The sequence below is a fragment of the Limosilactobacillus reuteri subsp. reuteri genome, assembly GCF_000016825.1.
GTDB classification, from domain to species: Bacteria; Bacillota; Bacilli; order Lactobacillales; family Lactobacillaceae; genus Limosilactobacillus; species Limosilactobacillus reuteri.
Map to the genome: position 1 here is coordinate 890869 of NC_009513.1, position 25326 is coordinate 916194.

Sequence of the window (25326 nt, forward strand, 5' to 3'; positions counted from 1 at the left end):
TAAATGGCTGATATTCAACAAGCTACACAATTAGCAAATATGCAAATTCCCGAAGGTTGGGCCGCCTACCAAGCTCAACAGTCGGTGGAACAAGACCAATTCTTTCAATCTGGTGTAATTCAAGCGGTACCTAGTATTGCTTCTGCTTTTACTGGCGGTGGTAAGTTGGTAAACATTCCAATGTTCAAGCCTCTTGAAGACGTAGCACCACAAAACATTGATGATACCAAGGACATTGCGCTCAATACAATTGGTACTCAATTAGCACAAGCCCGGCTTTATGGTTTCTTACAAGCTTGGAGTGCTACTGACCTTTCCGGCGAATTATCTGGAACTGATCCACTTGGCAACATTGGTACTTCTGTTCAAACTTACTGGCGTCATATTAACGAAAAGATTCTTTTGGGCACTATGGATGGTGTTTATGCTTCAGATAGCATGAAAGACAAGAATCAATTTAATGCTGCTGATAATCGGCGAAGTGATAACACATTCTCACTTAAAAACTTTAATGAAGCACGTTTCCAATTAGGTGATCGTTACCGTGATCTTGCAACTGTTGTAGTTCACTCAAATATCTTGAAAGAATTACAAAATGCTAACATCACTGATCCAAAGACTGGTAACACTATCTTAATCAACGGTAATCAATTACCAACTCAAATTTCAGCTCCAAACCCTGGTGACTCTATTAAGGGTGTACGAGTAATCGTTGATGACACAATGCCTGTAAAAGATGGTGTATATACTAGCTACTTATTTGCTTCTGGTGCATTTGGCTGGTCTGAATTGCCAACTCCACGTGCTGCCGAAACAGGTCGTGACGCATTACGTTTCCAAGGTGTTGATTATCTTATTAGTCGTCGTCGCTTTGTATTGGCTCCACAAGGTATGAGCTGGAATGAATCAGCATTTGCAGCAGATAATCCTAATAAGCCATTCCCTGGTATGGAAGATTTAGCAAATGGTAAATACTGGAACCGAGTATTTGATCCTAAGATTATGCCTTACGTTAAGTTCACAACCACTGACGAAGCAATTAAGCAAGGTACAACGACACCAACAGCGCCTACTAAGTAATGAGGTGATTGAATGGCTGAACTAGACGCAACGAACGATATTCAGCGTATGCAAACTTTATTAGGAATCGATTTAGACGATGCCGATAAAGGACGTGTTGAAGCTTATATCGTGCAGGCTAAGCAAGCCATTATGGTTTATATCCGCAAGTATCTTGACGACAATAATTTCCCTACTGAGTTAAATTACTTAGTCGATCAGTTAACGTTAGCAAAGTACAACAAGTTTCACAACGAGGGTATGAATAGCATTTCAGAAGAAGGGCTATCAATGACCTTTAACTCTAATGACTTAAAAGACTATTTACCTGACATTGAAGCTTGGATTGATTCAACTGGTAAGGGTGATTTAACTGGAAATGCAATCGGGTGGTTCTAATGCGATACGATCAGACGGTTTATTTGATTACTGAGACAGCCAACGATGGTGATGACCTCAACTTTGAGGGCACGACAACCGCTAAAAAGGTCAAGGCTAACGTTAAGCGAACGAACCTAACACTAGGAAATGGTGAAATGTACGATGCCACTATCGTTCGAGTATTTGGCGAATGTGAAGCAGATGAGATTGGCTTTGCTGATTATGACCAAAACAGTGGCAGAGGTGCCAGGAAGATTCAGAAAGTCGGACGGCACTTCAATCGCACTGATTTCTACATCGTCAACAGCGAGGTGATCTTCAATGCCAAATGATAGCTACGAGAACTTACCACGTGTTAATTTCTCTGTTAATACTAGCGATTTTGAACGTGCAAGAGCCGTCGCTCAAAACTTAGCAAGAATGGGAATGCCTGAGGCAATGGACGAGTTCAATCGTGAATACGCTAGGGCAAAGGCTGCTAGTAAAATCTTTATCCGCAATGCGGCTGCTGAAGAAGTAGACGAAGCGCAAAAGATTGAAAGTCAAAAGGTAGGTCACAGCAAAAGCGGTTATGTGCCTACTGGGACGCTACAAGGCAGTATCACGCCCCAATTTAGCGAAGATGGTATGAAAGTTAGCGTCGTGCCCCTTGCAACTGCTGAGGACGCTGAAAAAGCCCGTAAGCAGATCAGTCAAGGAGTGAAGAAAATACGCAAAGTTAATAAGCCGTCAAAGAATGAAGACGCTTATTACTATGGTACTGCGGTGGAATTTGGCAAAGGGAGAAATCCTAAAGAGCCATTTATGAAACCAAGTGGCGAAAAGGTAGCCGCTCATCTTGATAAGAAGTTTGAAGATACAATGCGACAAGCATTAGAGTAGGAGGCAATATGGGCCCAGAAGCAGACCTAATTGTGCAGGTCAAAAAGGCTCTTCATCAGGTAAGAGCCCCCGTTTATTACGACGGGCAAAAGCACGATGCTGAATATCCACAAGTGATTATTGATTTAAGCAATATTCAAAATGAGCCTCGCTCCTATAAAGGGATTGAGGAAACTAAACTCACCATTTCTGTGGATGTTTACAGCAAAATAGAAAGGCTTGACATACTGCTAGATATTAGCAATCAAGTCAGAAACATTATGCAACAAGTACGATGCGCACACTGGCGATCAGAATTTGACGATTACAGCGTGCGTATTTTAGTTGATGAGTCATACCAAGGAGAGTCGCTTAAAAGAGCGGCTTTTTTGTTTGACTTCATTACTTACGGAATAGCAATCAAGAAAGGAAATGATTAAAAATGGCAGGATTTACAGCGAGTGACGCTAATATCGATCCAAATTCTATGAGCTTGGCGGACAAAATTGTCTACGGATGTATGTTCGAGTGGGATAAGCCAGAAGATAAGATTCACCTTCTAGGACTTCAGGCAGCTACTTCAACTACTGATAACTTGGCATCACAAGCAGTTAACTTAAAAGGCGGTTCAATGCATGCTCCAGGTGCTACAACTGAAACCTTTGTTGTTGATAGCTACTGGCGCAAGATTGATAACTACATTCAACGCAGTTTACGGCGCTGTGTTCATGAAAAAGTACGTTTAGGGATTTTTCGTTTCGACTTTAATCGAATGAGGAAAGACCCTAAAGATCCAACTAAATTTATTGTTCCCGGTTTGTTTGGAAAGGCATATCCAAACGGGGTGCCACAAACAGAAGCGGTTAATAACTTGCTTCACTCAAACATCACTTACAACATCGATGGTGAAACACAAGAAGGTGTGACTGGTCAAGATGAAATGGAACCAGCACTTTATCAGATTGGATTAAAACTCTACACATACGCTCATAATACCGATATGGGTGGCACTATGGACCCTATCGCTGATCCAATGGACGTTTATTCACAAAACAACGGTGGTTCAACAACACCAGCACAACCTAAGTAATTTCAGGAGGAATTAAATCATGCAAGCATTAACAGTTCAAGTAAACCCACAAGCACAACCCGCAGTATTCACTCCAAAGCTAAACTATGGCTTTTATTTACAAACACGAGACGATAAATCATTAGCAAAGAACGGCCAAGACGGTTTTTCAGCATTAGTGAACGGTTTGCTTGATGAGAACGTCGATATGATTATCGCTGCTTATCATCATTCTTTTGCATGGTACAATCGTTCTCAACCATCAGCAACAGCCGTTGAAGAAGCACTTGAAACGGCGATGTTTAACGATGAGAAGGCTACCGATGAAGCTTTTGACGATATTCTTAAGTCATTGCAAGCTAATGATTTTTTAGCCCGGAAGTTAAACGAGTTTATCAAGAACAACGACAAGCTAACAGCTACAATGAAGAAACATATCGAATCCATGACGGACGAAGACAAGAAAGATCAAATGGAGATTGGTATGACCCAAATCGACGATTCAACAACGAAGCTTCAACAGTTGATGACCCCACAAGAATCATCGCCGAAGCAAGACGAATCGGACTCACACCTGTTGAACTAAAAGAATTAACACCGAAGGAGTTTAAAGCAGTCCAGCGAGGCTACCAACTCCATTTAGTTGATCAAAGAGACTTAACTTTATTCGCTAAAACGGTGCCACAACAGACTGTTCCGTTTGAGCCTCAACAATCAATAGCCGACTTGATTAAGCAGTTGCAAGAGCGTAATCAAGCTATCGGTAAGGATATTGCTGAGGGACGAGATGAACAGCCACAGGTTCCGAAGAAAACTATCGCAAGTCAATTGCTAATGGAAATGCTGGGAGGAGGGTAGTTCATGAGTAGTCCAGTTGTTGCAAAAGAGTTTCTTTGGAAATTCCGTGATGAAATTACACAAGGCGTCGCTAAAGCCCGTCAAGCTATGCAAGAAGCAGTTTCCGTAGCTAAAGAAGCAGGTATGAAAGTATCTGATACTGGCGAAGATTGGAAAAAGATGGGTAACGATGCTGAAAACTCTGCTCGTAAAGCCTCCCAAGCAGTTAAAGAATCAGCAAATGCTTCTCGTGAAAGTATTGAGAAAGTTAGGGTGCTAACAGAAAAGCTTAATGACACAGTTGCCCGGATTCCGACTTCAAAATCTTTCAACTTAAAAGCAAAATTTGATGATAATAAGCTAAAAACTTTCTCTAGGAAAATTCACGATATTCCTAAACAGAAATCCTTATGGTTGAGGATAAAAGACGGCTTTTCTAATTATCTGAAAAACGCTCAACAAGATGCTGACAATACGAAAAAGTCATTCTCTAATCTAAGAGAAGTAATGACTGGTACTTTCTTAGGAAATGCTGTTCTTAACGGTATTCATGGAATTAGTAATGGATTAAAAGGTCTCATTGCTACTGGGTATCAATATACCCGACAACAGCAAACAATGATCGCTAGTTGGAATACGTTAACTGGGTCTGCTTCTAAAGGTCAAGAAATGGTCGACATGACCAACAAACTTGCTATTTCAGCTCAGAACTCAACTGAAATGGTTAATGACTTAAATCAAAAGTTTTACGCTGTCACGAATAGTGCTGGTAAGACTAAAGACTTATCGCAAGCTGTCTTAACCTTGCAAGATGCGTTTAATCAAAGCGATGCTTCTATTGAGAATTTCTCAACTCAATGGGCACAAATGGTCGGTAACGGTAAAGCAAGTGCGCAAGATATGTTATCAATTCAGAACGTATTTCCAAAGTTCCGGCAAGAATTGTTAGCTTATGAACGTGATGCAACCCATAACAAAAACCTAACCATGCAGCAGATGAACGACATGATGAGTCAAGGAAAAATTAGTTCTAAGGCTATGAATGATGTTCTGATTGGCATGGGTCATAAGTACCAAGATGCTACAAAGAACTTCACCAACACTCTTGATGGTATGGGGCGGATTATCAAGACAACGGCGCCACGATTACTCGGCGCAATGGTCGAACCGTTTACCAAGGCGCAAAATCCAATTTATAAAGCTGTTTCTAACTGGGTATCTGATCCTAGAACACTAAAAGAGTTTCAGAACGCTGGGAAGAATATTGCTAACACTTTTAATAGCACATTGAATGGCCTGTCAACGGCATTTCATGGGCTAGGTCAAGTTATGGGACCCGTTATGAAGTCATTCGGAAGCGGTGCTTGGGTCGGATTCTCTACGACACTTAAAGTCATTGCTGAAGGGCTTGTAACGATTACCTCGTTTGCTGGCAAAGTAGCTTCATCAATCACTGGTATATCAAAGCGACTCGGCTTCTTGAAAATTCAGCAGGCAGCTGCAAAAGCGCTTGGAGTTGCATTTGGTGGGCTTGTAGCAGTCATAGCGACGTATAAGACGGTGTCACTTGCTTCTACTGCTGTAACAAAGACTTTTGCAGCTGCTCAAGCTGCACTTAATGTTGTCATGGATGCAAATCCAATTGGGCTTGTTGTCCTTGCTATTACGGCATTGGTAGGCGCCTTTGTTCTTGCTTACAAACACATTAAGCCATTTAGAGACATGGTTAATAAAACAGGAGAAGCAATTAAGAAACTTTTTACTGGTAAATATGATTGGGAACAATCTTTCGGTAAAGGATTATCTAAACTTGGAAAGAGTTTTCAAAACTTTGCTAAGAAAATACCACAATTTTTCAAGGGTGTCGGCAAAGCAATAATAAAAACAATTGTTATTGGTTTGGCGTTACCAGTTGGAATTGGTATAACTCTAATGAAACCATTGATAAAGCCGTTACAAAACAGTACCAAATCTTTAATTAAGACTGTACAAAAGCAATGGCAAAGTTTATCAAAGTGGCTTGGCAAATTGTTTGATCCTGTTGCTAAGTTATGGAATCGTGTTTGGAACGGTTGGGCACGCATTTTCAGCACTGTTTGGAAGTCGTTGAAAAAGACTGCTTCCAGCGGAATGAAGGCGATCGAAAGATTGATAAGTCCCGCTGTTAAGGCTATTGAAAAGGTGTGGGTTACTAGTTGGGATGCAATTGCTAGTTTCTTTTCTGGCATTTGGCACACTATTACCTCACTAGGTGGAAATGGTATGCGCATGCTACATAGCGCCATTGCAGGCCCGCTAAATACAATTAGTAGCATTTGGCATTCTGTTTGGAATAGCGTTTCAAGTTTCTTTAGGGGAATTTGGAATGGTATTAAACAAGCTGCTCAAGACGGCATGAATGGCGTTATTAACGTTATTAACGCTGGTATCGGTGGAATTAATAAGGTTTGGAGTTTCTTCACTGGTCACGGTACTGGTGTTAAAGAACTAGGCCATGTTCACTTTGCACAAGGTGGTACTGTTCACCGGCACTTGTCCGTTATCAATGATGGCGATGGCCCTGACTGGAAAGAATTAGTCCAAACACCTGATGGCAACTTGTTTATGTCACAAGAGCGTAATTGGACCGGCTTCTTGCCTGAGGGTACCCGAGTATATAGTGGTGCTGAAACACGGCAGATCATGAACACTGTAGGTGTTTCTCATTATGCTGCTGGGGGTATCGTAGGCGCTCAGCATTTTGCTGATGGCGGAATTATTGGCGAAGGTATCGACTGGGCTAAAGGTTCACTTGAAAACATCGGCAGTTGGCTTGGCGACAAGTTCAGTGCTCTTGAAGATTTCTTGGCTGACCCGTTAAAGGCTACTAAGGGATTGCTAGAAAAGGCAACCAGTGGCCTATATAAAGGCTTAGGCAACTTTGCTGACGTTGCTCATGGTGCAATGGATAAGCTTACCCAGCCAATTGCTGATTGGTTTAAGAAAGGTTTAGAAAAGCTTGAAGCTCAATTTGAGTCCGGTGGTGCTAGTCCTGACTTAATCCGTGCCGCTGCTGCTAAGATGCACGTTGCTATTTCTGGGGCTGATATTAGCCACATCATGAATGTTATTAAACATGAATCTGGTGGCAATGCTCGTGCTATTAACAATTGGGATAGCAATGCCAAAGCAGGCCATCCTTCTAAGGGTATTCTGCAATTTATTGATGGTACTTTTAGGAAATATGCCGTTGCAGGCCATACAAACATTTACAGCCCGTTTGATCAATTATTGGCGATGTTTAACGATACGACTTGGCGATCCGATTTAACGCTTGGTGGTTGGGGTCCAACAGGTGGTCGCCGGTTTGCAACTGGTGGCGAAGTGTTCGGATTAACTAATGCAATCATTGGCGATAATCCTGAACACCACGAATTTGTCTTAAATCCTTATGCGGTATCTGCTGAACCACTGCTTGACAGAGCTTTTGAAGCTACTGCGCAGGCTCAACCGGCTAACTCATCAACTGGCAACGGTAATTCTAAGCTGGATCAGATGATTGATCTTCTTGGAAAGGTATTAGTTGCTATTGAAAACCAAGAGACTGATATTTACCTCGATGGTGAGAAGATCACTGATAATTCTAATAAGCGTAATGCTAAAAATTGGTCTTTGAGGAAAGGAATATTATCATGATACAAGTTTTTACACAAAGTAAAATCAAACCACATCGCTATGGTTATGGAGACATGGATAATCCAGCATTCGATCCAATTGAATTTTCAATCTCAAGAGATGGTATTAATTGGGTGAGTGAATTTGATAATCTAGAATTAAAGGGTGTCTATTGTTATAAAGCCCCCGATGTTCAGCCAGCTAATCCTGTTGATAATCTACAGAAGGTAGCATTAATGGATGGATCTAGACTGTTATCTACTAGCTATGGTACTCGTGAGTTAAAAATGGAAATGATCTTTATAGGAATGGACGAAGGCGATGCAATGCTTGCTTATGATGCACTGCAACGCTTTTTAATTTCTCGTGATCCTTACTGGATCTGTTTTGCCAATTGGCCTCAACGTATGTATTATGTGCGGGCTAAGTTAGCAGCACCAACTTTTACAAGTGAAAAAGCATGGACCTGTGAAGTAACATTTACCGACATTATTGGGTTAAGTCGAAGCGTTGGAACTACACAAGAGCCTGTGCTAGGATTTGGCAATAATCTTGAGGTTCAACCTAGATATTCGTTTAACAGTAATTCATTTACTTTGGTTAATACGAGTGATGTGTTGATTGATCCTGAACGTCGCGGACATCCATTCAAGATGACATTGCAAGGCTCGTCTTCAGGAAAAATGAAAGTTACTAACACAACTACCAGTACCAGCATTTATAAGGAAAGCGGCTTTAACGGATCTTTTGTGTTAGATGGCGTTGAACCATCTTGTAACGGCAAGAATTGTTCGCTAGATACTGATTGCGGAATTATTACGTTACAGATTGGCGAAAATCATTTCAAAGTCGAAAACTTCAACGGGACAATTTCATTTGATTATCCGGACTGGTGGTTATCATGAGTGAGTTTGTATGGCTAACTAACGGAATTAGTAATAAGCTGGCAACGGAAGCACGTAAAGCCGATTGGCAGGATATGCACACATCATTTAAGGCTAATTTTCAGTTGAGTTCAGCTTATGAAATCTCATTTACACTAACTTATACCGAGCAATATAAAGATGCTTTTAATCTAGTCAAAGAAAAACGCTATGTAAATTATCGTGGTCATGATTACCTAATCCAGCAAGTGGAAGCCAAACATGATGAAAATGGATTGGCTACCCTGCAAGTAACGGCTACTCATCGGCTAATTGATGCTATGAAAGATATAGTCCTTTATTCAACAATTCCGACAGAAGGAAATCCTGAGGTTAGCGGTGGCGGTAGTAGTGATTCTGGAGATGGTGATAGTGGTGATCCACAACCGGGTATTGTCACTAAACAAACCGCCGTTCAACAGACCTATCCACTAAACGAACGATTGGATCATTTCTTTAATCCAAACGAATGGGGAATCACTTACAAGCTACATGGTAATTTCCCACAAGCAGCAGTTGACTGTACTGGTTCGTTATATGAATGGTTGAACAGTAACTTAAAATTATTTGGTGCTTATTGGAAACCAGATAGTGACATGGTTGTTGGCATTTATGATCTGGAAAGTTTAAAAAAGCCTACTAATAAAGTGTTTCGTTACCTTCATGATATGTCTAACGTAGACATTCAAAGCGATGCTACGAATTTAATTAATGATGTTTGGGTTTACGGCGGAAAAATGGAAAAAGACATTACTTCTGTTCTTGGACCAGGCGGTCAAACCAACGGAGCTACCGAACCACAAAATGGTGACTGGACGCCGGTTATACAGAATGCTGCTTCATTAATTGGAGAAAAATTATCAGATGCTGATATTGCTAACATTAAAAATCGAATACGAATTGAATCAAATGGTAATGAAACAATTCAAAATAATTGGGATAGCAATGCACAGGCAGGCCATCCGTCAATTGGATTAGTACAGTTCATTCAATCGACATTTGATTATTATTGCCGTCCACCTTATACCGATATTCGCAAAGGATTAGATCAGTTAATCGCGATGATGAACATTCCAAACTGGCGACAACAAATTGCCGGTTCTGGCGGTTGGTCTCCACATGGTGCTCCAATTAGTAAAGCTACCATTGACATTAAATCAGTCGTTGATAACAGCTGGGGATGGCCTTTCCCGTGTGGAGAGGGTCATTTCCTTGGCGGTCAGTTATTTGGAGTTAATCCGGGCGGTGAGTTTCGTCGTAATGGATTCCATGATGGCTTAGACTTTGGCTCGATTGATCACCCGGGAAATGAAGTCCATGCTATCCATAGCGGAGAAGTAAAGACGATCAGTTGGGGTGACGGAGGAATTGGATTCTATGTAGTTATTCAAGATTCTTCCGGACTCAATGTTGAATATCAAGAGGCTTTTTCCAATCAAAGTAATATTACTGTAAGAGTAGGTCAGCAAGTTAAAACAGGCGATGTAATCGGCTATCGAACCACTAATCATCTGCATGTTGGTATTACCAAACATAACTTTCCGGAAGCTTTTAGTCACGCTTTCAGCAATGACGGGACGTGGATTGATCCGCTTAGTACAATTAAAACTGGTATTGCTAATGGAGGCTCTACGCCTGTAAGTAGTAGTGATGGGGAGTCAACTACTTCAACTACTAGTGAAACCTATTACTCACTTGTATATCATTTTGAAAATCAAGAAAGTATCGACAAATACGGAAGACGAAAGGGTGCACCTATTACAGTTGATAGCATTTATGATCTGGATGCATTGAAGAAGTATGCTGAAAATACTGTTCAATACAATCCCGATACAACACTTACTATCAGCGACTTTACAGGTGAAGCAGAACTTGGCGAGGTTATTAGATTAATTGTTCCAGAGCGTAATCTAAATACTGATGTCACGCTTGTTGGCGTATCCGGTAATAGCGATTATTTTGATCCAAATGGAGTTAAGGAATTGGCCTTTAATAATACTGGCTTAGCGATGAAAGATGTTAATGCAGCCATTATGAAAGACCTTCATGACATTAATACAGGTACACCTCAATTAAACTACTATGGAGCAACTGGTGGACGTGAAGAAGATCACTGGGCCAATATTAAATTTAATGACAAGCAGATGGACTACTTAAAATCAGTAACTAAAGCAGGAGGTGAGATTAAGAAAGATGGCAACAAACACTGATGGACGTGAAGAAATTAAACCTGTTGCACCAACCGAGCAGACAAAGTGGCGTGATCCCAGCCTGGTTGGCAAATACATGGTTGATCCTAAAACAGGATTGGCCGGTCTTTTTCGATCCCCTGACAATGGTGAGACTTGGGTTCTTACCGATACCGTCTATGGTCACGTTTATAATCAAGACGAGGTTGACAACATTTGGGACAACGGTGCAGCTCATAAAGTGGCAGATGAAATCAAATCTGCTACGGCTGACTTGCCAAATGTCCGTAAGCAAGCTGATGAAGCGGTAAAATTTGCTGAATCGGCTATTGCTGCAAGTAAGGTCAATAGTGATGCGATCGTTGCGCAAAGTTCGGCTGTGGTTGAAGCAAAGTCAGCAATGGATAGTGCTACGGCGGAAATTCAGCAATTAAAAGCTAACGCAGCTAGCGATGTTGCGCAAATAGAATCAACTATTGCTGAGGTACAGGCTGGTGTCAACCAAGCAAAATCTGCCAATAAATCAGCCGTCCAAGCAGTTCAAGCCGAACTTAAATTGACAAGTGACTCGATGGATAAAGTCGAAAAGCGATTAGATGAAGTTGATACTAGCCTTGACACTTATGCTAAAAGTGCTACGGAACAAGGCCATGACATCACTCTGATTAAGCAGAAACAAGGCCAGTTCGAGGCTGATTTTGCTTCTGCACAGGGAAATGTTAATCAGATTCAGGCTGATATCAAAGGTTTACGTCAGAATGTCAAAGACAATCAAGGCAATATTGCCACGTTGCTAACTTCTGCTGATAAGTTGCAAGCATCAATGACAGATGCAGAGAAAAACATATCTAACCTGCTTTTAACAGCAAGCAAGTATGAGCAAACGTTCAAAGACCAAGACGGGCGCTTGAGTAAAGTTGAGCAGACTGCTACTGAACATACGAGTGTATTGGCCGACGCAAAGGGTAATATTGATAAGGTCACGCAGAAAGCAGACAATCTGCAATTATTACTTAGCGATGCTCAAAAGAATATTCAAAATATTCAGCTTGATGCCAAAGGATTGCATGACACGTTAACTGGTCAAAATAATCAATTGGCTAGTCTTAATGTGACACTTAACAACTTAGATAGTAAGTATTCCGGTATTACTGGAGACCTGCAATCTAAACAAACGGCTTTGAGCACTGAACAACAGCAAACTAAGGATATGCTATTGCGTAAAGCTGATAGGTCCGAAGTTGATAGCGTTAAAGGAACTGTTAATCAAGTCAGTGCCGAACAAAAGACAATGGCTGACCAGATTAATCAGAAAGTGTCATCTGTCGAGTATCAGACATTGAAGGATAAAGTTAATGGGATGAAGATTGGTACTCGTAATCTTCTTCACCATTCAGACACATTTGACGGATGGATTAAAGGTTATTCAGTCGCTGTTACAGCGGATAAATATCTTGATGGTAGAATTGCTATTCTTGGAGGCGCTGGTGTAGACGGCGGACAACTTACTACTTTTCTGGATGGTCCATATAACGATGATCTAGTAACATGGGTAGTTTATGCCAGAGCAGAGAATGCTGGAGATAAAATGCATACAGAATTATGGGGAGGCGGAGGTTGTACAGATCAAAGCCTCACTACCAAATGGCAAGCTTATAAATTTTCTGGTCATAGAAATATTGATCACCCTGACTTTTATTTGTGGGGCTGCGTTGGTAACAAGGGAAATATTTATGTAGCTTTACCCTTTGCTGTTGTTGGAAATTATATTGGTACATGGTTAGCTAATCCTACTGATACCATCACCTCTATTAACAAGAATGCAACTGCTATCGATGAAAATAGTAAGCTTATTAGTTTAATGGCAAAGCAGACTGAGGTTGACAATGTAAAAAATACGGCGCAACAAATTAGTTCTCGTCTTGACATCTTAGCTGGTGAAGTTAAATCAAAAGTTGATGAAACTAGGGTTAATAGCATTGTTGACGGTAAGGGCTATGCGACAACCAGCACGGTACAATCATTAGTCGATCAAAAAGCTGGGACATTAAGCGATACTATCACAGAGCTTGACCGAAAGATTGGTGACAACCACTCCGATTCAATCAAACGTATCCAGTCACTTACGGCTTCAATTGACGGCTTGCAGTCAAGAGTTACCAACTATCAAAATGATACATCCTCAAAGTACACGCAACTTTCGAACATGATCCAGTCAAAGGTTAGTGCCAGCGACTTCAACGCTTTGAAAGACAAGGCGACGTGGAAGAGTACCGACAGCATTGACCTCAACACCGCCGTGTTACAGCAGAAGATTTTCGTCAAAGGCGGATCTAATCTGCCACCGGGTAACTATTGGTGGTACGTGCAGGTTGAACCCGGCTATGACAGCCGAATCGTCCAGTACGCCGTGTCTGACCGGGACAACATTCATTACAGCCGCCAGTACGACGGAAGTAAATGGTCTGCATGGACGCAAGATGCTAGTGAGAGTGAAATCACCCAGCTTCGTGATGATATTAATCTGCGAGTTCAAAAGGGCGAACTGCTGTCACAGATTAATTTAACGGCTGGTAATACGTTGATTCAGTCAAATAAGCTATACCTTGATGCTTCATCCGTAGTAATTACTGGAACGGCCTTTATTCCGAGTGCGGCAATTGCTAGTTTGAGTGCCGATAAGATTAATACTGGAACACTTAATACCGACAAGATATCGTTGAGTAACGGACATGTAAGACTATCATCTGATGATGACCATTTTTATGTTCAGACAGAAGAGAATGCGGTTAATAACCCTACAACTCGGTTTAATTTTGATGGTATAGACTTCATGGATAGCTCATATGGTAAAGAAGTTCCTCAATATAGCATTGGGTATGATACTTCTAGTGCTGATCGTCATTTATATATCAATGCTTTTGACCACTTTAACTCGGGTGGGACAACAGCTAGCCAACTATGGTATTCAATGGTACCCGCTATTAGTCTGAATAATCAGGAAATTAACTTTGCTGCTAAAGGTAATATGCATATGCAAGTAGTTGATGGCGGAGTAAATATTAAGCCAACGTTATTTTTCCAAAATAATACTAATAATGGGACTTATACTGGCTTTACCCGTCTTGATAATTCTAATACTGTTGAATTTAATACCGGTGATAACAACGGCGAGAACTTCCATGTTAATTCTGGTGCTCGCTTCATGAAGTATGTTTACTTCAATGATTATTGCCGAGCACAAGGATGGCTCACTTATTCGACCCTATCAAAGAAGACAAATATCAAAAAGCTTGATACTAGTCTGGCGCTAGATAAGATCCGTCAAGATGACCAATACCTTTATGAGTATAAGCGGAATGTAGCTAAGGGTGTTTACGATCCGCAAGCTAGTTTCATCATTGATGATGTGAACGATGTATCACAATACTCAGTTCCACGGGAATTTATTGATCAAAGCGGTAAATATCGTGAGCCGAGTGTTGAGCTGTCATACCTAATCGCCGCCTTTCAAGAAATTGATAAACAAGTGCAAACACAAAAAGAAGAAATCAAAGAATTAAAGGAGAAATTACAACATGAATAACAATGATTTATTAGTACAAACCGCCCGAGAATTAGCTGCTCGTCTTTCAAATGCTGAGATCGATCGGGCTAGTTTCCGAGCTCAAGCAATTGAGTTACAGAACGAAAACGATCGATTAAAGAAACAAATCAATGATTTGCAAGATGAGTTAGGGAAGCAAAAACAAGCAAAAAAGGATCAATCAGAAGTAGCACCTAAAACCGTTACCGATGATCAAGACACAAGCACCACAGAAACAGAACAAGACCCACAAGCCAATAAATAAGCTGTGGGCCTTTTTAGTACAAAGATTATTTAGGAGGAATTTATGATGAACGAAACACAATTAAGCTCATTTAACTACCAATTTGATACTAATACCGGTAAATGCCTTTATGCGCAAGTTGGCTTGCATAATGAAAGTGCTGATAGTACTGAATTTGTCAATGCTTCAATTCGGGTTAAACCGGATGATTTACCAGAAGGCAAGGACTTTATGCAATTATCAATGAAGGACTTAATTACCATTGCTAAGCAGAAGCTCGCCGCTGATACAGCTATCAAAAAGGAAAACCAAAATACTGAACCGAACAATCAATAATGAGGTGGTAACATGACCAAACTAGTTGCGTTTGGCGATTCAATTTTTGCTGGTTGGGACGGAAAAGAAAATGTTTCAGCCAATCAACGGATCCCTGAATTGATTGGTCAACACTTAGGCTGGCAGGTAACCAATGTAGCGATTGGCGGAACTAAGTATGACAATAGTTCAAATGGCTTTACGGCGATGGTCAATAAGACTGACGTATCAGGGTTCGACTATGCGCTAGTAAGTTATGGAGTTAATAACTTCAGCTGGCCCGAAGCCTTAGCAACTGTTAAGCAGAATGCGGTTAATGGTTTTGAGGCGTTAAAGCGTAAGAATCCTAACATTAAAATCTTGTTGGAATTGCCGACTGAGGACTTTCGACAAGGAAGCAAGACCCTTTATGATGTCAATGATGCCTTTTGGAACCAGAATCAGTTAGACGACATGTTAATTGACGTTGCCAAACAAGAAGGGCTTGAATATTACGACTGGCGCCCAGATCCATTAATCACCTACGAAAATGCTAATCAAACACTGGGTGACGGTAATACAGGAGTACACCCAACGAAAGCAACGATGCGAGCTATTGCTCAACGGCTAGCAGAGAAGTTTAAGCAAATGGCAGGCGGAACAGTTCAACCGAGTCCACCACCACATATTGACCCTCCTCACGATAATCCACCTAAAACTGATAAGCCAGAAAATAAGCCTCAACCACCAGTTGTTAAAACAGTTGATGAGTTGAGGCTTGACCGTTTAGCAGATTTATTTGGGATTGGTACCAATGTGAGTAACGGGATTAACCGGACGCTCAACAAGATTAATGAACTTTATAGCCAAATGCACAATCTTATGGGAACGGATAGTAAGCAGGTTCAGGCAACGTTAATCGCTCCCGACAATGCGCTTACTCGTCCGCTTCGCAACTATGTATTATTAAGTTTCTTCAACTTAGAGCGAGAAGTTAACGAGCTGATTAGCTTATGTAATAGCAACTGGTTATGTGACCCTGAAACGGGTGCTAAAACTAGCCTATTGCGATTGCTACGTGTTGACAGTTTGGCGACTGATGCTCATTACAAAGATACCGTTAATTACAACTGGTATCTGATTGAAAACAAATTAAACACGTTAATTGGTTATATTAATAAGATATTGAAAGGAGAATGATAATGGCTGATTTAATTGAAGCTAAAGACCGCAATAATCGGATTATCCTTGATACCACAGTTTCAGCCGATACTACGGTTAAAATGCCAGCAATGAATGGTCATCAAGGCGATAACGGGCGAGTTGTGCCATTTGTTATTGTACAAGGTCCTAATCACCTGCCAATGAATATGCAAGGCAAGTCGATTGACCTTGTGGGTGTTGACCATGATGGGCGGTTAAAAATTTCTGGTGCCACTTACAAAGTAATTGATCCATCTGTTGGTACGCTTGACTTTACAATTCCGGGAGCGTTCTATCAAGCACTTGGTGATTATCAGCAAGCCTATTTCCGTATTAAGGACAGTAACAATCAAGTTATTTCAACGATTAATGTTGCCTTTACTACGCTAGCTGGTGCTGACTATATGACCTATGGAGATTCTAAAATATTCAATGGATATGTAAGTCAAAGCATGGCTGGAGTTGAACAAGAAGTTGCTAACTGGGTTAATCAGCTTAAAGCAATGCTTTCAGGAACAGAGGGAGCAGCAGATGTTGCCCGTTCAGCAGTTCAAGCATTATTAGCTGCAATCTCGGCTAACCAAGTGGCAACTTTTGGTGGGAACAATAATTTTACTGGTGAGAACAAGTTCCACGGAGTTACTGAGATTGACAACTTGCAAGGACCAGCTCGCCAAGCGCTATTCAACTATACTGATAACAAGTTCAATGGTTTAACTAGCCAGCTTAATTCGATTACTGGACGGTTAGCTAATGTATTGAGAACCGATTCCGCTTGGACTCGTGATTATACCTTAGGTGGTTGTCTGTCACGTGCTAACAACGGAAATGACTTTGCTCTCTCTAAGTTCCATATTATGCAGAATGTGAACCTAATTCTAGGACGTGGTGATGTTAAGGTCGACAATGACCAAGACTTTAATGAATCACAAATCTATCTTCCATGGACCGTTGATAACGCTGATGTGGCAATTGCACAGATGTATCACTTTGAAGGGTATGCTTTACCACGTCTTGATATTGATAGTAAGAAGCTCAATATCAGTCTTAAAGGCAAGCGCCACGAAATTGAACGACTTAGTCTTGTAATTATTGCATTTGACAGATAGGGGTGAGCAATATGGCAACAATCTATGTATATAACAAGAATAACCTCTTTGTGGGACGTAAAGACAACATTAACTTAGAAGCATATGAATTGGCGGATAATGAATCCATCAATAAGCCGCAAACAGTTTATGAATATGACGATAGCTATCACCTAACTGGTTTAGCCAAGATTAAGCCCGGAACAGTGATTGCCAATGCAACGCATACTGTACCACCAGATGGATTGAATGATCCTACTTATGATCCAGCAAATAATACCTGGCATGGCATTAGTAATGATGAATACCGAAAGCTATACAACGTTCCAGCAAGTGAACCAGACGGATCAGCTAAATTAATCAATGCTTTAACACAACAAGTCTTTCAGTTAACGCAGAAAGTAAATCAACTAGAAAAGAGTGATCAGAATGGTTGAGATAATTAGAATGTTGGCTCAGCAATATGCTGATATTCGCTGGGCGGTTGAAGATGGGGCAATTACGAAGGAACAATACAAGAAATTCACTGGGAAAGAATATTCAGAATAGTTGTATAATTAATCCATCAATTAAAAGGTGGATTAATTATGTGGAACGTAATTGGAACAGGTTTGGTAGCAGGTCTTATTGCGTCTATGACGAATATTCTAATTGCACATTTAAGCAATAGAACACAAAGGGAGACTACAAAAATGTTAAATCTCGAAAAGACAAATGAAGTTACATTAGAGTGGAACAATGAAACTCGTGATCTTATTAGCAAGTTTGTCAAAGCGTGTTTTCAGACTCATCAAGTCTACAATGCAACCGATGGTTTAGTAGGGCGTTTCAGTGAAGCAATAAAGTCAAACAGCAATGATCGAGTTTTTGACAACATAACTGAGGATGCAAAAGCAGCGATTAAAAAATCAAATCAGACTTCGAGCGAGTTATATGCACTGCAAGCCCAAATACGAATGCACTTATATGATGATCATGATTATCTAGTAACAGACATTAATAATCAGATTGAGAAAGTTATTGAAAACCTGGAATCGAATAGATCTCTGCCAGCAAAAGAGATTGATGATCTTGTTGATTTGTCACGAGAATATTTTTCCATTCAATGGGAAAGAATAAAGAAGGAGAACGTCCGATAGGGCGTTTTTATTTTGCACAAAATAGAAGGGAGAAACAAATGCGAACACTAACAATTGCTGATAATTGGAAAGATTGGAAGTTCGGTGATACGGATGCAGTAATGACTTTTAATGCTCAAAATGATGGTCAAACACCAGACTTTACCAATAAAACACTAACTTTTAAAATCGCTGATTCCGCTGCTTCAACTCCAGATAATCCTAAAGATTATGTAGCCAGTGCAGCCGGTTATGTTGAAAATAATAAGGTTCTGTTAAAGACCGAAGATGTTAAAACTCTGACACCTGGCACGTATTCTGTTGAGTTGTGGGTAATGGATAATTCAACGGAAAAGAATGCTATTTATCCATCTAAGGGCTTTGCGTTCTTTAGTATTGAAGAAAACACAATGAAGGTCTCAGATATTACAAATGTACCCTCTAAGACGCTAGAAGCTATCTATGCGGACTTAAAGCAACAGGTAGGGGCCATCAAGAAAGGTTCTCAGGGGGAACCGGGTAAGACACCAAAGATTGTTATGGGGTCTGTTACTAAGTTGTCACCGGATGCTCAACCATCAGCAACCCTAGTTCCATTACAAAGTGACCCGAATACTTACACTTTGAACTTGCAACTACCTCAAGGTGTCCAAGGTGAGCAAGGACTCCAAGGTATTCCCGGTGTTGGTAGTAAGGGTCTTGATGGTAACAATGGATTAACGCCAACAATTGACCCTAAGACTAAACACTGGATGATTGGTGGCACCGATACAGGTGTGATTGCTGAGGGACAAGCGGGGAAAGACGCAGACCCTAGTAAGTATGTTACGATTGTGTCTTTTAATCAGTTGCGTCAACAAGTGCAGGACAACGCAACTGCATTAGATGCGTTGCAAAAGTCGGCAGTAAATAAAGACTTGCAAACGCAGATTGCTAACTTAACATCACAAGTAACTGATTTAACAGCACAAGTTAAAGCTTTACAAGAAGCTAAGTCGGATACGTCTAAATCAGACGAGCCAGCTAAGAGTGATAATAAGGATGACCAACCGGCTAAGTCAGATACGCCGACTTCATCAGCTGATTCGCCATCTACTCCAGCAAGCTCATCAACTACGACACCAGATAGCACGCCAGCGTCTAGTTCCTCATCTGATACATCGGATAATAAGTCAGCTAGTTCTTCAGCTGAAACGAGTGCAACGCCCGCTTCTGACACAACTAACTAGGGGGAGATTAAGTAATGCAAACAATGCACTTCTTACTTGCAATGGCTCCACCCCCGTATCATCAACAGTATTTTCAGCATTTTCAAGGAATGGAAGATAACTGGATAATATGGCTTTTCGTGTGGGTAATTATCATTGACATAATAACAGGGACGGCAAGGAGTTTAGTAACGCATCATACAACATCAACTAAAGGCACATCAGGCTTAATCAAGCATGGCATCCTATTAATAATAATCCTGACGCTTTATCCAATGCTTGATATTAATGGTATGAAAAGCGCCGGCGATACCTTTACGATGTTTTATGTATTATTCTATGCTGTTTCAATAATTGAGAATTGCGGACAAATGGGTCTACCTATCCCAACATGGTTGAAAAAATATATCTATAAACTATCGGATGAATATAACGACGATTCTCAAACTAATAATAAGAAAGGAGTAAATGATAGTGAAAAATAAATCATTCAAGAAAGCTAAGAACTTAGCACTAGCAACAATGGCTGGTGCTTTTTTAGTAGGTTCAGCAAGTGTTGCTTCTGCTAATACCGGTTGGCAAAAACAGAATGGCACTTATACTTACTATGAAAATAATGGAAAAGTTGAAAGGGGACGACAATACCGTCAACTTCCTAAGGCTAATCCTGGAACAAGCTGGTATTTAACCCAAGACGGGAAGATGTTGACTGGCGTTCAACAATGGCAAGGTTCTTATTGGTTCTTTAACCAAGACGGCACCCTCCACACTAAGCGTGATTATGTGCAATCCCAGTGGGGCGATTGGTACATGATTGGTGATAATGGTCAAGTGCTGTCCGGCGTCCAACAATGGATGGGGAGTTATTACTATTTTGAGCCAGGAACTTATTTGAAAGCTAATAAGCAAGAATATGTAAAATCTCAATGGGGCGACTGGTACATGGTTGGTAAAGATGGTCGTTTAATGAGTGGACTTGTTAACTGGCAAGGGAGCAAGTACTACTTCGACCCATCAACCTATCTCAAAGTAACAAATACCGACGTAACGGTTAATGGCGTTACCTACCATGCGGACCAGAATGGGATTCTTTCAGAAGTGCAAAACACTGGTTTTACTCCATCACAAATCAACCACACCTATGACTTAGCTGATTGGCAAGGTAGTAGCCAAACTGCAATCAACGATTACATCATCATGCACGATGTTGGCGCTGAGTCTGGTGCCGCTGCCAACGCTAACTATCTTCGTAACAATTGGGAATCAGCTTATACCCAATTCGTTGTCGGTGATGGTGGACAAGTCTTTGAAGTCGGTGAACCAGGTTATGTTTCTTGGGGTGCTTTGAACGCTAATCCATACAGTCCATGTCAAATTGAATTAGGGCGGACATACAACCGTAGCCAATTCATTAAGGACTACACGGCTTATATTAACGTGGCTCGTTACTACGCTAAGCAATACGGTATTCCGCTAAATCTTGATGCCGGTGGAGCAGGTACTCCAGGTGTTAAAACACATAACTGGGTAACTGAAAATATTGGCGGATCACATGTTGATCCATATGGTTACCTTGCAAGTTGGGGTATTGGTTACAATCAATTTGCTTCTGATATTGCCAATGGTGTTAACCAACAGCAACTCAATTCAGTTGTTTACTCACAACGTCAATAAAAATTTAGCCCTAGTGGTTGTTGCAGATTATGCAATGGTCACTGGGGCTTTTTGTTGTATAATTTCGTATATTAGATATAACCGGTTTCAATAGTTTGGGGAATCTTTGTAAGTGGTAAGCCGAGTAACAAACCAATGATGAATGATGTGATTACTAAACCAACGAAAGTGTTCATCTTTAGTTTAACAATCATGAAAATTAAGATAATAACTCCGATTAAAACAATAAGTAAAGGCATAATAATAACCCCCTAATGAATAGATTGTTGTTGTAATTTAGCGATGGTCGAATAGGCTGGTGTTAATAATCCCTCAACCTGTTGAAAGAGTGGTAAGTAATTTTGATAAACATTAACCGCCTCTTGATTTGGTTGATAAGAACTGATATCACCAATTAGTGTTTTGATGATTTCATAGTTTTCAATCATTCCTAGACTCTTCATGGCCATGGTGATTGCACCGAGACAACCGGATTCAAATGAGTTAGGGATATTGACTGGACAGTTTAAGACATCTGCTAACATCTGCCGCCAAACTTCAGCCCGCGCAAAACCGCCAGTTGCAGTTACGCTTGCGGGATTACCAACAAGGTCACGAACCGCTTGGAAAACAGTTGCAATATTCATACAAATTCCTTCCATTACTGAGCGCAGCATATCGGCACGGGTATGAATGTGGGAAAGCCCAAAGAAACTACCACGCGCATTTGCATCCCATAATGGTGCCCGTTCACCGCCAAGGAATGGGTGGAAAAGCAAACCGTGAGCTCCAGCAGGAACACCTTCAATAACCTGGTTAGCAAGAGTGTAAGGATCAATATTTTCATTTTTAACTGCACTAGCGTCAACTAAGTGCTCAACAGCCCACTGATAGACATCGCCACCATTATTAAGCGGACCGCCGATGACCCATAAGCCCTTATCCACGGCGTAACAGAAAAGTCGCTGCTGAGGATCGATTACTGGATGGTCAGTTACAACCCGCACACCAGCGGAAGTCCCAATCGTAATGGCAACAGTATTTTGCTTAATTGCTCCCACGCCTAAATTAGATAAAGCACCGTCAAAAGCACCATAGACAAATGGCGTGTCAGCAGGGATGCCCATTTTTGCTTGCGCTGTTGCTGTTAAGCCAATCGCTTGGGTTGTTCCGTTCACGATTTCTGGTAATTGGGAACGATCGACATTAGCGAGTTCCAATGCCTGATCATTCCAGTCACACGTATTGACATTCATCATTCCGGTACATGAAGCGATGGAAACATCAACCTTAAACGTATTGAAAAACTGGTGGAAGAGGTAGGACTTGATGTCGCCAAAATATGCAGTTTGGGCAACCTTATCTGCTTGTGTCTTGTTGAGCCACATAATCTTGGTCAATGGGGACATTGGATGAATAGGTGTACCTGTTTTAGCATAAATTTGCTGACCGGCTGGACTATTCTTTAATTCGTTTGCGACATCGCGCGCACGTGTATCAGCCCAAGTGATCACCCGTGAAAGAGGATTGAAATTCTTGTCGAGCATGATCACGCTTTGGTTAGCACTGGAAAATGATACCGCCAACAATTTTCCGTTTGTTAAATCTGCTTTTTGTGCCGCATCATGAATAACTTTTTCGACTGCTTCGACAATTGCAGTTGGGTTTTGTTCAGCCATTCCACTAGCATCGCGGTAAAGGGAATAGCCTTGGCTAAATTGGTCTAACACAGTTGCATTTTGGTCATATAGAACTGCTTTTGTAGAAGTAGTTCCAACATCGACACCGATAAAATAATTCATTGTAGTAATTCTCCCTTTATTAATTTGAAAACGCTTTAGTTTATCGTTACACCTAATAATATACTGTTGTATGTAAGCGATGTCAATAGCTTATTTAAGATTAGTTTATCGATTTCCTAAAAATTAAAAATCGAAAGTGATTGCATCTTAATATTGAGGTGTGATACTATTAATTGCTTAATTTGTTATGGTTTAGCTGTAAGCAACGATTTTAAGGAGGGATTACAATGAAAATCCGGAAAGCAACAATGGCAGATTTAGATGTAGTAGTAGATATTTTACGTGATGGACGTAACCAGTTAGCTGAGCGGGGCGTTGATCAATGGCAGGGGGATTATCCGAACGTTACCCATGTAAAAGAAGACATTGAGAATGGCTATGCTTATATCGTTAAAGCAGATGATGGACAAACAGTTGGCACGTTAGCAATTGTTGAAGCACCGGATCATTTTTATGATAAACTCAACGGGGAATGGCTAATTAATACTGAAAATTATGTTGTAATCCACCGCGTAGCTATTCATTCACGGCATGCAGGAAAAGGATACGCATCCAAATTATTTTTGAGTTTGATTGAATATTTGGAGACTGAACGTCCAGAGATCAAATCAATTCGTTTAAGTACAAATGAAAATAATATGGCAATGCAACGGATCGCAACTAAGAGCGGCTTTAAAAAAGTAGGGACCCTCCATGGAGTTTTTCGTCCAAGTGAGTTGTCTTATGTTTATGAACTGTTAACAAAAGTGCGTGTAGCATAGAAAAGAGGAGGGCGTTGATCTTGTAACACCTTCCTCTTTAATTTCACTATTTTTCATTAATTTTCTTAGCATATTCGCGAGCGTTGTAAAGTTCGTAGACTACCCATGTTTCAATAAGGGTAATGACACAGATGAGAATAGCAGTATACATGTCTGGTAAAACAAACAGTAAGAGTAAGAAGATCCATGAAATCCATGACCACTGGGTTTCAATTGTAACGATTCGCTGAACTCGTTTAGTAGGTTCGATACGACCAGATTGGTTAAAAATGGTCCGAATTTGGTAAAAATAACGAAAAATAACGAACTTCAAAAATACTTTCGATAATAAAAATTGCTGTTAAGATGATTAATAAAATGTTCATCATAAATAAGAGCCCCTTATCTTTCGATTTATCTCTAATTTTAGAACTCTTGGGCAAGAGAAGCAATTTAGATAGTAAAAAAATAGGTCCCTATCAAAGATTGAGTGATAGGAACCTATTTTTAATTCTACATATCAAGAAATTAAACGTTCATTGTCTTACCATATTCATTATTAATGGTATCAACAACGTCCTTGGCATGCATATCATCTTCAACAACTGTTTCACCATCACGAAGAGTGTACTTTACACTTTCGTCCAAGTTATCAAAGTCTACATCATTACCATCTGCATCTACAAAATTGAACTTCGAATCTTGGAAGTTCTTAAGAGCATCTGCATTAATTTCCATGATTATGCTTCCTTTCGCCATTATAGTAACATTTAATTAACGAAAATTACAGTAATAAGATAAATGGTATAAAAGGTTTAAGATCATTGACACTTAATAAGGAAGTAGTATGGCGAGCATTGGCATAGATTTTAAGAGGGAAGAGAAAGGTATGACTAACAATAGCACATCTCAATGGTGTATTTTTGCTGGTACGGGATCACTACGGGGATGATTTCCAGAATGGCCAAGATAGGCTGAGAGAAGATTTTACCTTTACGGACATTAGCGCGGGATACGACTAATCCGCCGTAACATATGCTACAACAATTAGGTGCTTTTGCAAAGTTTACTCATACCTATGTTCTTTATTCTACTGATCAGAAGATTTATTGGGTTGCACTAATTTTACATTTTAGTTTTTCAATTTTCTTTGCATAATTTCTAATTTACATGGTACAGTATAACAAGACAAAATGGATTGCTATGTGGATGGTGCCTTCTATGGGATTCTTATTTGGATTGTATGGCATATTATTCTTATGGCTTTTGGGATATTCCATTTGATGAAAATTCTTCTGAATTCTTTGGACATATTATTTGAACCTGGTCGATCGTTGCTGTTGTATACTTCTTGATCGGTACGTAATATGTTAAGACTTTGAATAATAAGTATTTGTAAAACATTATTTTTATTAAG

26 protein-coding genes and 2 pseudogenes are annotated in these 25326 nt (G+C 40.4%); 24 read left to right on the forward strand and 4 right to left on the reverse strand.

The genetic code is table 11. The annotated features are described in order from the left end of the window. The first annotated feature begins 3 nt into the window (after positions 1 to 3). The 22 genes from LREU_RS04445 (at position 4) to LREU_RS04545 (ending at position 21388) form a co-directional block, all read left to right on the forward strand. Positions 4 to 1080, forward strand: a complete 1077-nt coding sequence (locus LREU_RS04445) for a phage major capsid protein (protein ID WP_003668021.1) — start codon at positions 4 to 6, stop codon at positions 1078 to 1080. Positions 1081 to 1092: 12 nt separating this feature from the next. Next, positions 1093 to 1458, forward strand: coding sequence for a phage head-tail connector protein (locus LREU_RS04450; RefSeq protein ID WP_003668019.1), 366 nt, complete (start codon positions 1093 to 1095; stop codon positions 1456 to 1458). Next, on the forward strand, positions 1458 to 1772 hold the full coding sequence (locus LREU_RS04455; protein ID WP_003668018.1) for a hypothetical protein: 315 nt from the start codon (positions 1458 to 1460) through the stop codon (positions 1770 to 1772). The genes LREU_RS04450 and LREU_RS04455 overlap by 1 nt, the downstream gene beginning before the upstream one ends. Beyond that, positions 1762 to 2322, forward strand: a complete 561-nt coding sequence (locus tag LREU_RS04460) for a hypothetical protein (protein ID WP_003668016.1) — start codon at positions 1762 to 1764, stop codon at positions 2320 to 2322. Before LREU_RS04455 ends, LREU_RS04460 begins: the two co-directional genes overlap by 11 nt. A gap of 8 nt (positions 2323 to 2330) precedes the next feature. Then, positions 2331 to 2741, forward strand: coding sequence for a hypothetical protein (locus tag LREU_RS04465; protein WP_003668015.1), 411 nt, complete (start codon positions 2331 to 2333; stop codon positions 2739 to 2741). A gap of 2 nt (positions 2742 to 2743) precedes the next feature. Further along, complete coding sequence (locus LREU_RS04470; protein WP_003668014.1) at positions 2744 to 3391, forward strand: hypothetical protein; 648 nt, start codon at positions 2744 to 2746, stop codon at positions 3389 to 3391. Positions 3392 to 3410: 19 nt separating this feature from the next. Beyond that, positions 3411 to 3956: a tail assembly chaperone gene (locus LREU_RS04475; protein ID WP_003668013.1), complete on the forward strand. Its 546-nt coding sequence runs from the start codon at positions 3411 to 3413 to the stop codon at positions 3954 to 3956. A gap of 92 nt (positions 3957 to 4048) precedes the next feature. Next, on the forward strand, positions 4049 to 4228 hold the full coding sequence (locus LREU_RS04480) for a hypothetical protein (RefSeq protein WP_003668011.1): 180 nt from the start codon (positions 4049 to 4051) through the stop codon (positions 4226 to 4228). A 3-nt stretch (positions 4229 to 4231) separates the two neighbouring features. Then, positions 4232 to 7882, forward strand: coding sequence for a tape measure protein (locus tag LREU_RS04485; RefSeq protein ID WP_003668009.1), 3651 nt, complete (start codon positions 4232 to 4234; stop codon positions 7880 to 7882). Next, the gene (locus tag LREU_RS04490) at positions 7879 to 8766 is read left to right on the forward strand and encodes a phage tail domain-containing protein (RefSeq protein ID WP_003668007.1); all 888 of its coding nucleotides are present in this window, start codon (positions 7879 to 7881) and stop codon (positions 8764 to 8766) included. Before LREU_RS04485 ends, LREU_RS04490 begins: the two co-directional genes overlap by 4 nt. Next, positions 8763 to 10994 (forward strand): phage tail protein, encoded by a 2232-nt coding sequence (locus LREU_RS04495; protein WP_003668005.1) that lies wholly within the window; start codon positions 8763 to 8765, stop codon positions 10992 to 10994. The genes LREU_RS04490 and LREU_RS04495 overlap by 4 nt, the downstream gene beginning before the upstream one ends. Beyond that, positions 10978 to 14559, forward strand: a complete 3582-nt coding sequence (locus LREU_RS04500; protein WP_003668004.1) for a pyocin knob domain-containing protein — start codon at positions 10978 to 10980, stop codon at positions 14557 to 14559. The genes LREU_RS04495 and LREU_RS04500 overlap by 17 nt, the downstream gene beginning before the upstream one ends. Beyond that, positions 14552 to 14824 carry a hypothetical protein gene (locus LREU_RS04505; RefSeq protein WP_003668002.1) on the forward strand — a complete coding sequence of 91 codons (273 nt, stop codon included), beginning with the start codon at positions 14552 to 14554 and terminating at the stop codon, positions 14822 to 14824. Before LREU_RS04500 ends, LREU_RS04505 begins: the two co-directional genes overlap by 8 nt. 42 nt (positions 14825 to 14866) lie before the next feature. Next, positions 14867 to 15139 (forward strand): hypothetical protein, encoded by a 273-nt coding sequence (locus tag LREU_RS04510; protein WP_003668000.1) that lies wholly within the window; start codon positions 14867 to 14869, stop codon positions 15137 to 15139. 12 nt (positions 15140 to 15151) lie between these two features. After that, complete coding sequence (locus tag LREU_RS04515) at positions 15152 to 16297, forward strand: SGNH/GDSL hydrolase family protein (protein WP_003667998.1); 1146 nt, start codon at positions 15152 to 15154, stop codon at positions 16295 to 16297. Between the two features lie 2 nt (positions 16298 to 16299). Then, positions 16300 to 17409 (forward strand): BppU family phage baseplate upper protein, encoded by a 1110-nt coding sequence (locus LREU_RS04520; protein WP_011953452.1) that lies wholly within the window; start codon positions 16300 to 16302, stop codon positions 17407 to 17409. A gap of 11 nt (positions 17410 to 17420) precedes the next feature. After that, on the forward strand, positions 17421 to 17825 hold the full coding sequence (locus LREU_RS04525) for a hypothetical protein (protein ID WP_003667996.1): 405 nt from the start codon (positions 17421 to 17423) through the stop codon (positions 17823 to 17825). Beyond that, positions 17818 to 17937, forward strand: a complete 120-nt coding sequence (locus tag LREU_RS10195) for an XkdX family protein (RefSeq protein ID WP_003667995.1) — start codon at positions 17818 to 17820, stop codon at positions 17935 to 17937. Before LREU_RS04525 ends, LREU_RS10195 begins: the two co-directional genes overlap by 8 nt. Positions 17938 to 18080: 143 nt before the next feature. After that, complete coding sequence (locus LREU_RS04530; RefSeq protein WP_011953453.1) at positions 18081 to 18527, forward strand: hypothetical protein; 447 nt, start codon at positions 18081 to 18083, stop codon at positions 18525 to 18527. Between the two features lie 38 nt (positions 18528 to 18565). Next, positions 18566 to 19735 carry a hypothetical protein gene (locus LREU_RS04535; RefSeq protein ID WP_011953454.1) on the forward strand — a complete coding sequence of 390 codons (1170 nt, stop codon included), beginning with the start codon at positions 18566 to 18568 and terminating at the stop codon, positions 19733 to 19735. A gap of 14 nt (positions 19736 to 19749) precedes the next feature. Next, the gene (locus LREU_RS04540; protein WP_003667988.1) at positions 19750 to 20199 is read left to right on the forward strand and encodes a phage holin family protein; all 450 of its coding nucleotides are present in this window, start codon (positions 19750 to 19752) and stop codon (positions 20197 to 20199) included. Continuing rightward, positions 20183 to 21388 carry an N-acetylmuramoyl-L-alanine amidase gene (locus LREU_RS04545; protein WP_003667986.1) on the forward strand — a complete coding sequence of 402 codons (1206 nt, stop codon included), beginning with the start codon at positions 20183 to 20185 and terminating at the stop codon, positions 21386 to 21388. The genes LREU_RS04540 and LREU_RS04545 overlap by 17 nt, the downstream gene beginning before the upstream one ends. An 80-nt stretch (positions 21389 to 21468) precedes the next feature. On the opposite strand, the pseudogene LREU_RS10200 reads toward LREU_RS04545, so the two are convergent. Beyond that, a pseudogene (locus LREU_RS10200) lies at positions 21469 to 21627 on the reverse strand (GntT/GntP/DsdX family permease); the annotation flags it as partial. 12 nt (positions 21628 to 21639) lie between these two features. Continuing rightward, entirely contained in the window at positions 21640 to 23169 is a 1530-nt protein-coding gene (locus LREU_RS04550) for a gluconokinase (protein ID WP_003667982.1), read from the reverse strand. Between the two features lie 227 nt (positions 23170 to 23396). Here LREU_RS04550 and LREU_RS04555 point away from each other — a divergent pair, with 227 nt between their 5' ends. Next, positions 23397 to 23930, forward strand: coding sequence for a GNAT family N-acetyltransferase (locus tag LREU_RS04555; RefSeq protein WP_003667981.1), 534 nt, complete (start codon positions 23397 to 23399; stop codon positions 23928 to 23930). Positions 23931 to 23976: 46 nt separating this feature from the next. On the opposite strand, the gene LREU_RS04560 is transcribed toward LREU_RS04555, so the two are convergent. Both LREU_RS04560 and LREU_RS04565 read right to left on the reverse strand, forming a co-directional pair. Further along, positions 23977 to 24243: a hypothetical protein gene (locus LREU_RS04560; RefSeq protein ID WP_003667979.1), complete on the reverse strand. Its 267-nt coding sequence runs from the start codon at positions 24241 to 24243 to the stop codon at positions 23977 to 23979. A 194-nt stretch (positions 24244 to 24437) separates the two neighbouring features. Beyond that, a complete protein-coding gene (locus LREU_RS04565) occupies positions 24438 to 24668 on the reverse strand; it encodes a hypothetical protein (RefSeq protein ID WP_003667978.1) in 231 nt (76 codons plus the stop codon). A gap of 153 nt (positions 24669 to 24821) precedes the next feature. On the opposite strand from LREU_RS04565, the pseudogene LREU_RS10525 reads away from it, so the two are divergent. Then, positions 24822 to 25275: pseudogene (locus LREU_RS10525) on the forward strand (DUF1440 domain-containing protein). Positions 25276 to 25326 lie beyond the last annotated feature (51 nt).

Excerpts from the sequence above, each read along its gene's own strand:
- LREU_RS04445 (WP_003668021.1), top strand. The coding sequence starts at position 4 with ATGGCTGATATTCAACAAGCTACACAATTAGCAAATATGCAAATTCCC.
- LREU_RS04450 (WP_003668019.1), top strand. The coding sequence starts at position 1,093 with ATGGCTGAACTAGACGCAACGAACGATATTCAGCGTATGCAAACTTTA.
- LREU_RS04455 (WP_003668018.1), top strand. The coding sequence starts at position 1,458 with ATGCGATACGATCAGACGGTTTATTTGATTACTGAGACAGCCAACGAT.
- LREU_RS04460 (WP_003668016.1), top strand. The coding sequence starts at position 1,762 with ATGCCAAATGATAGCTACGAGAACTTACCACGTGTTAATTTCTCTGTT.
- LREU_RS04465 (WP_003668015.1), top strand. The coding sequence starts at position 2,331 with ATGGGCCCAGAAGCAGACCTAATTGTGCAGGTCAAAAAGGCTCTTCAT.
- LREU_RS04470 (WP_003668014.1), top strand. The coding sequence starts at position 2,744 with ATGGCAGGATTTACAGCGAGTGACGCTAATATCGATCCAAATTCTATG.
- LREU_RS04475 (WP_003668013.1), top strand. The coding sequence starts at position 3,411 with ATGCAAGCATTAACAGTTCAAGTAAACCCACAAGCACAACCCGCAGTA.
- LREU_RS04485 (WP_003668009.1), top strand. The coding sequence starts at position 4,232 with ATGAGTAGTCCAGTTGTTGCAAAAGAGTTTCTTTGGAAATTCCGTGAT.
- LREU_RS04490 (WP_003668007.1), top strand. The coding sequence starts at position 7,879 with ATGATACAAGTTTTTACACAAAGTAAAATCAAACCACATCGCTATGGT.
- LREU_RS04495 (WP_003668005.1), top strand. The coding sequence starts at position 8,763 with ATGAGTGAGTTTGTATGGCTAACTAACGGAATTAGTAATAAGCTGGCA.
- LREU_RS04500 (WP_003668004.1), top strand. The coding sequence starts at position 10,978 with ATGGCAACAAACACTGATGGACGTGAAGAAATTAAACCTGTTGCACCA.
- LREU_RS04505 (WP_003668002.1), top strand. The coding sequence starts at position 14,552 with ATGAATAACAATGATTTATTAGTACAAACCGCCCGAGAATTAGCTGCT.
- LREU_RS04510 (WP_003668000.1), top strand. The coding sequence starts at position 14,867 with ATGATGAACGAAACACAATTAAGCTCATTTAACTACCAATTTGATACT.
- LREU_RS04515 (WP_003667998.1), top strand. The coding sequence starts at position 15,152 with ATGACCAAACTAGTTGCGTTTGGCGATTCAATTTTTGCTGGTTGGGAC.
- LREU_RS04520 (WP_011953452.1), top strand. The coding sequence starts at position 16,300 with ATGGCTGATTTAATTGAAGCTAAAGACCGCAATAATCGGATTATCCTT.
- LREU_RS04525 (WP_003667996.1), top strand. The coding sequence starts at position 17,421 with ATGGCAACAATCTATGTATATAACAAGAATAACCTCTTTGTGGGACGT.
- LREU_RS10195 (WP_003667995.1), top strand. The coding sequence starts at position 17,818 with ATGGTTGAGATAATTAGAATGTTGGCTCAGCAATATGCTGATATTCGC.
- LREU_RS04530 (WP_011953453.1), top strand. The coding sequence starts at position 18,081 with ATGTTAAATCTCGAAAAGACAAATGAAGTTACATTAGAGTGGAACAAT.
- LREU_RS04535 (WP_011953454.1), top strand. The coding sequence starts at position 18,566 with ATGCGAACACTAACAATTGCTGATAATTGGAAAGATTGGAAGTTCGGT.
- LREU_RS04540 (WP_003667988.1), top strand. The coding sequence starts at position 19,750 with ATGCAAACAATGCACTTCTTACTTGCAATGGCTCCACCCCCGTATCAT.
- LREU_RS04545 (WP_003667986.1), top strand. The coding sequence starts at position 20,183 with ATGATAGTGAAAAATAAATCATTCAAGAAAGCTAAGAACTTAGCACTA.
- LREU_RS04550 (WP_003667982.1), bottom strand. The coding sequence starts at position 23,169 with ATGAATTATTTTATCGGTGTCGATGTTGGAACTACTTCTACAAAAGCA.
- LREU_RS04555 (WP_003667981.1), top strand. The coding sequence starts at position 23,397 with ATGAAAATCCGGAAAGCAACAATGGCAGATTTAGATGTAGTAGTAGAT.
- LREU_RS04565 (WP_003667978.1), bottom strand. The coding sequence starts at position 24,668 with ATGGCGAAAGGAAGCATAATCATGGAAATTAATGCAGATGCTCTTAAG.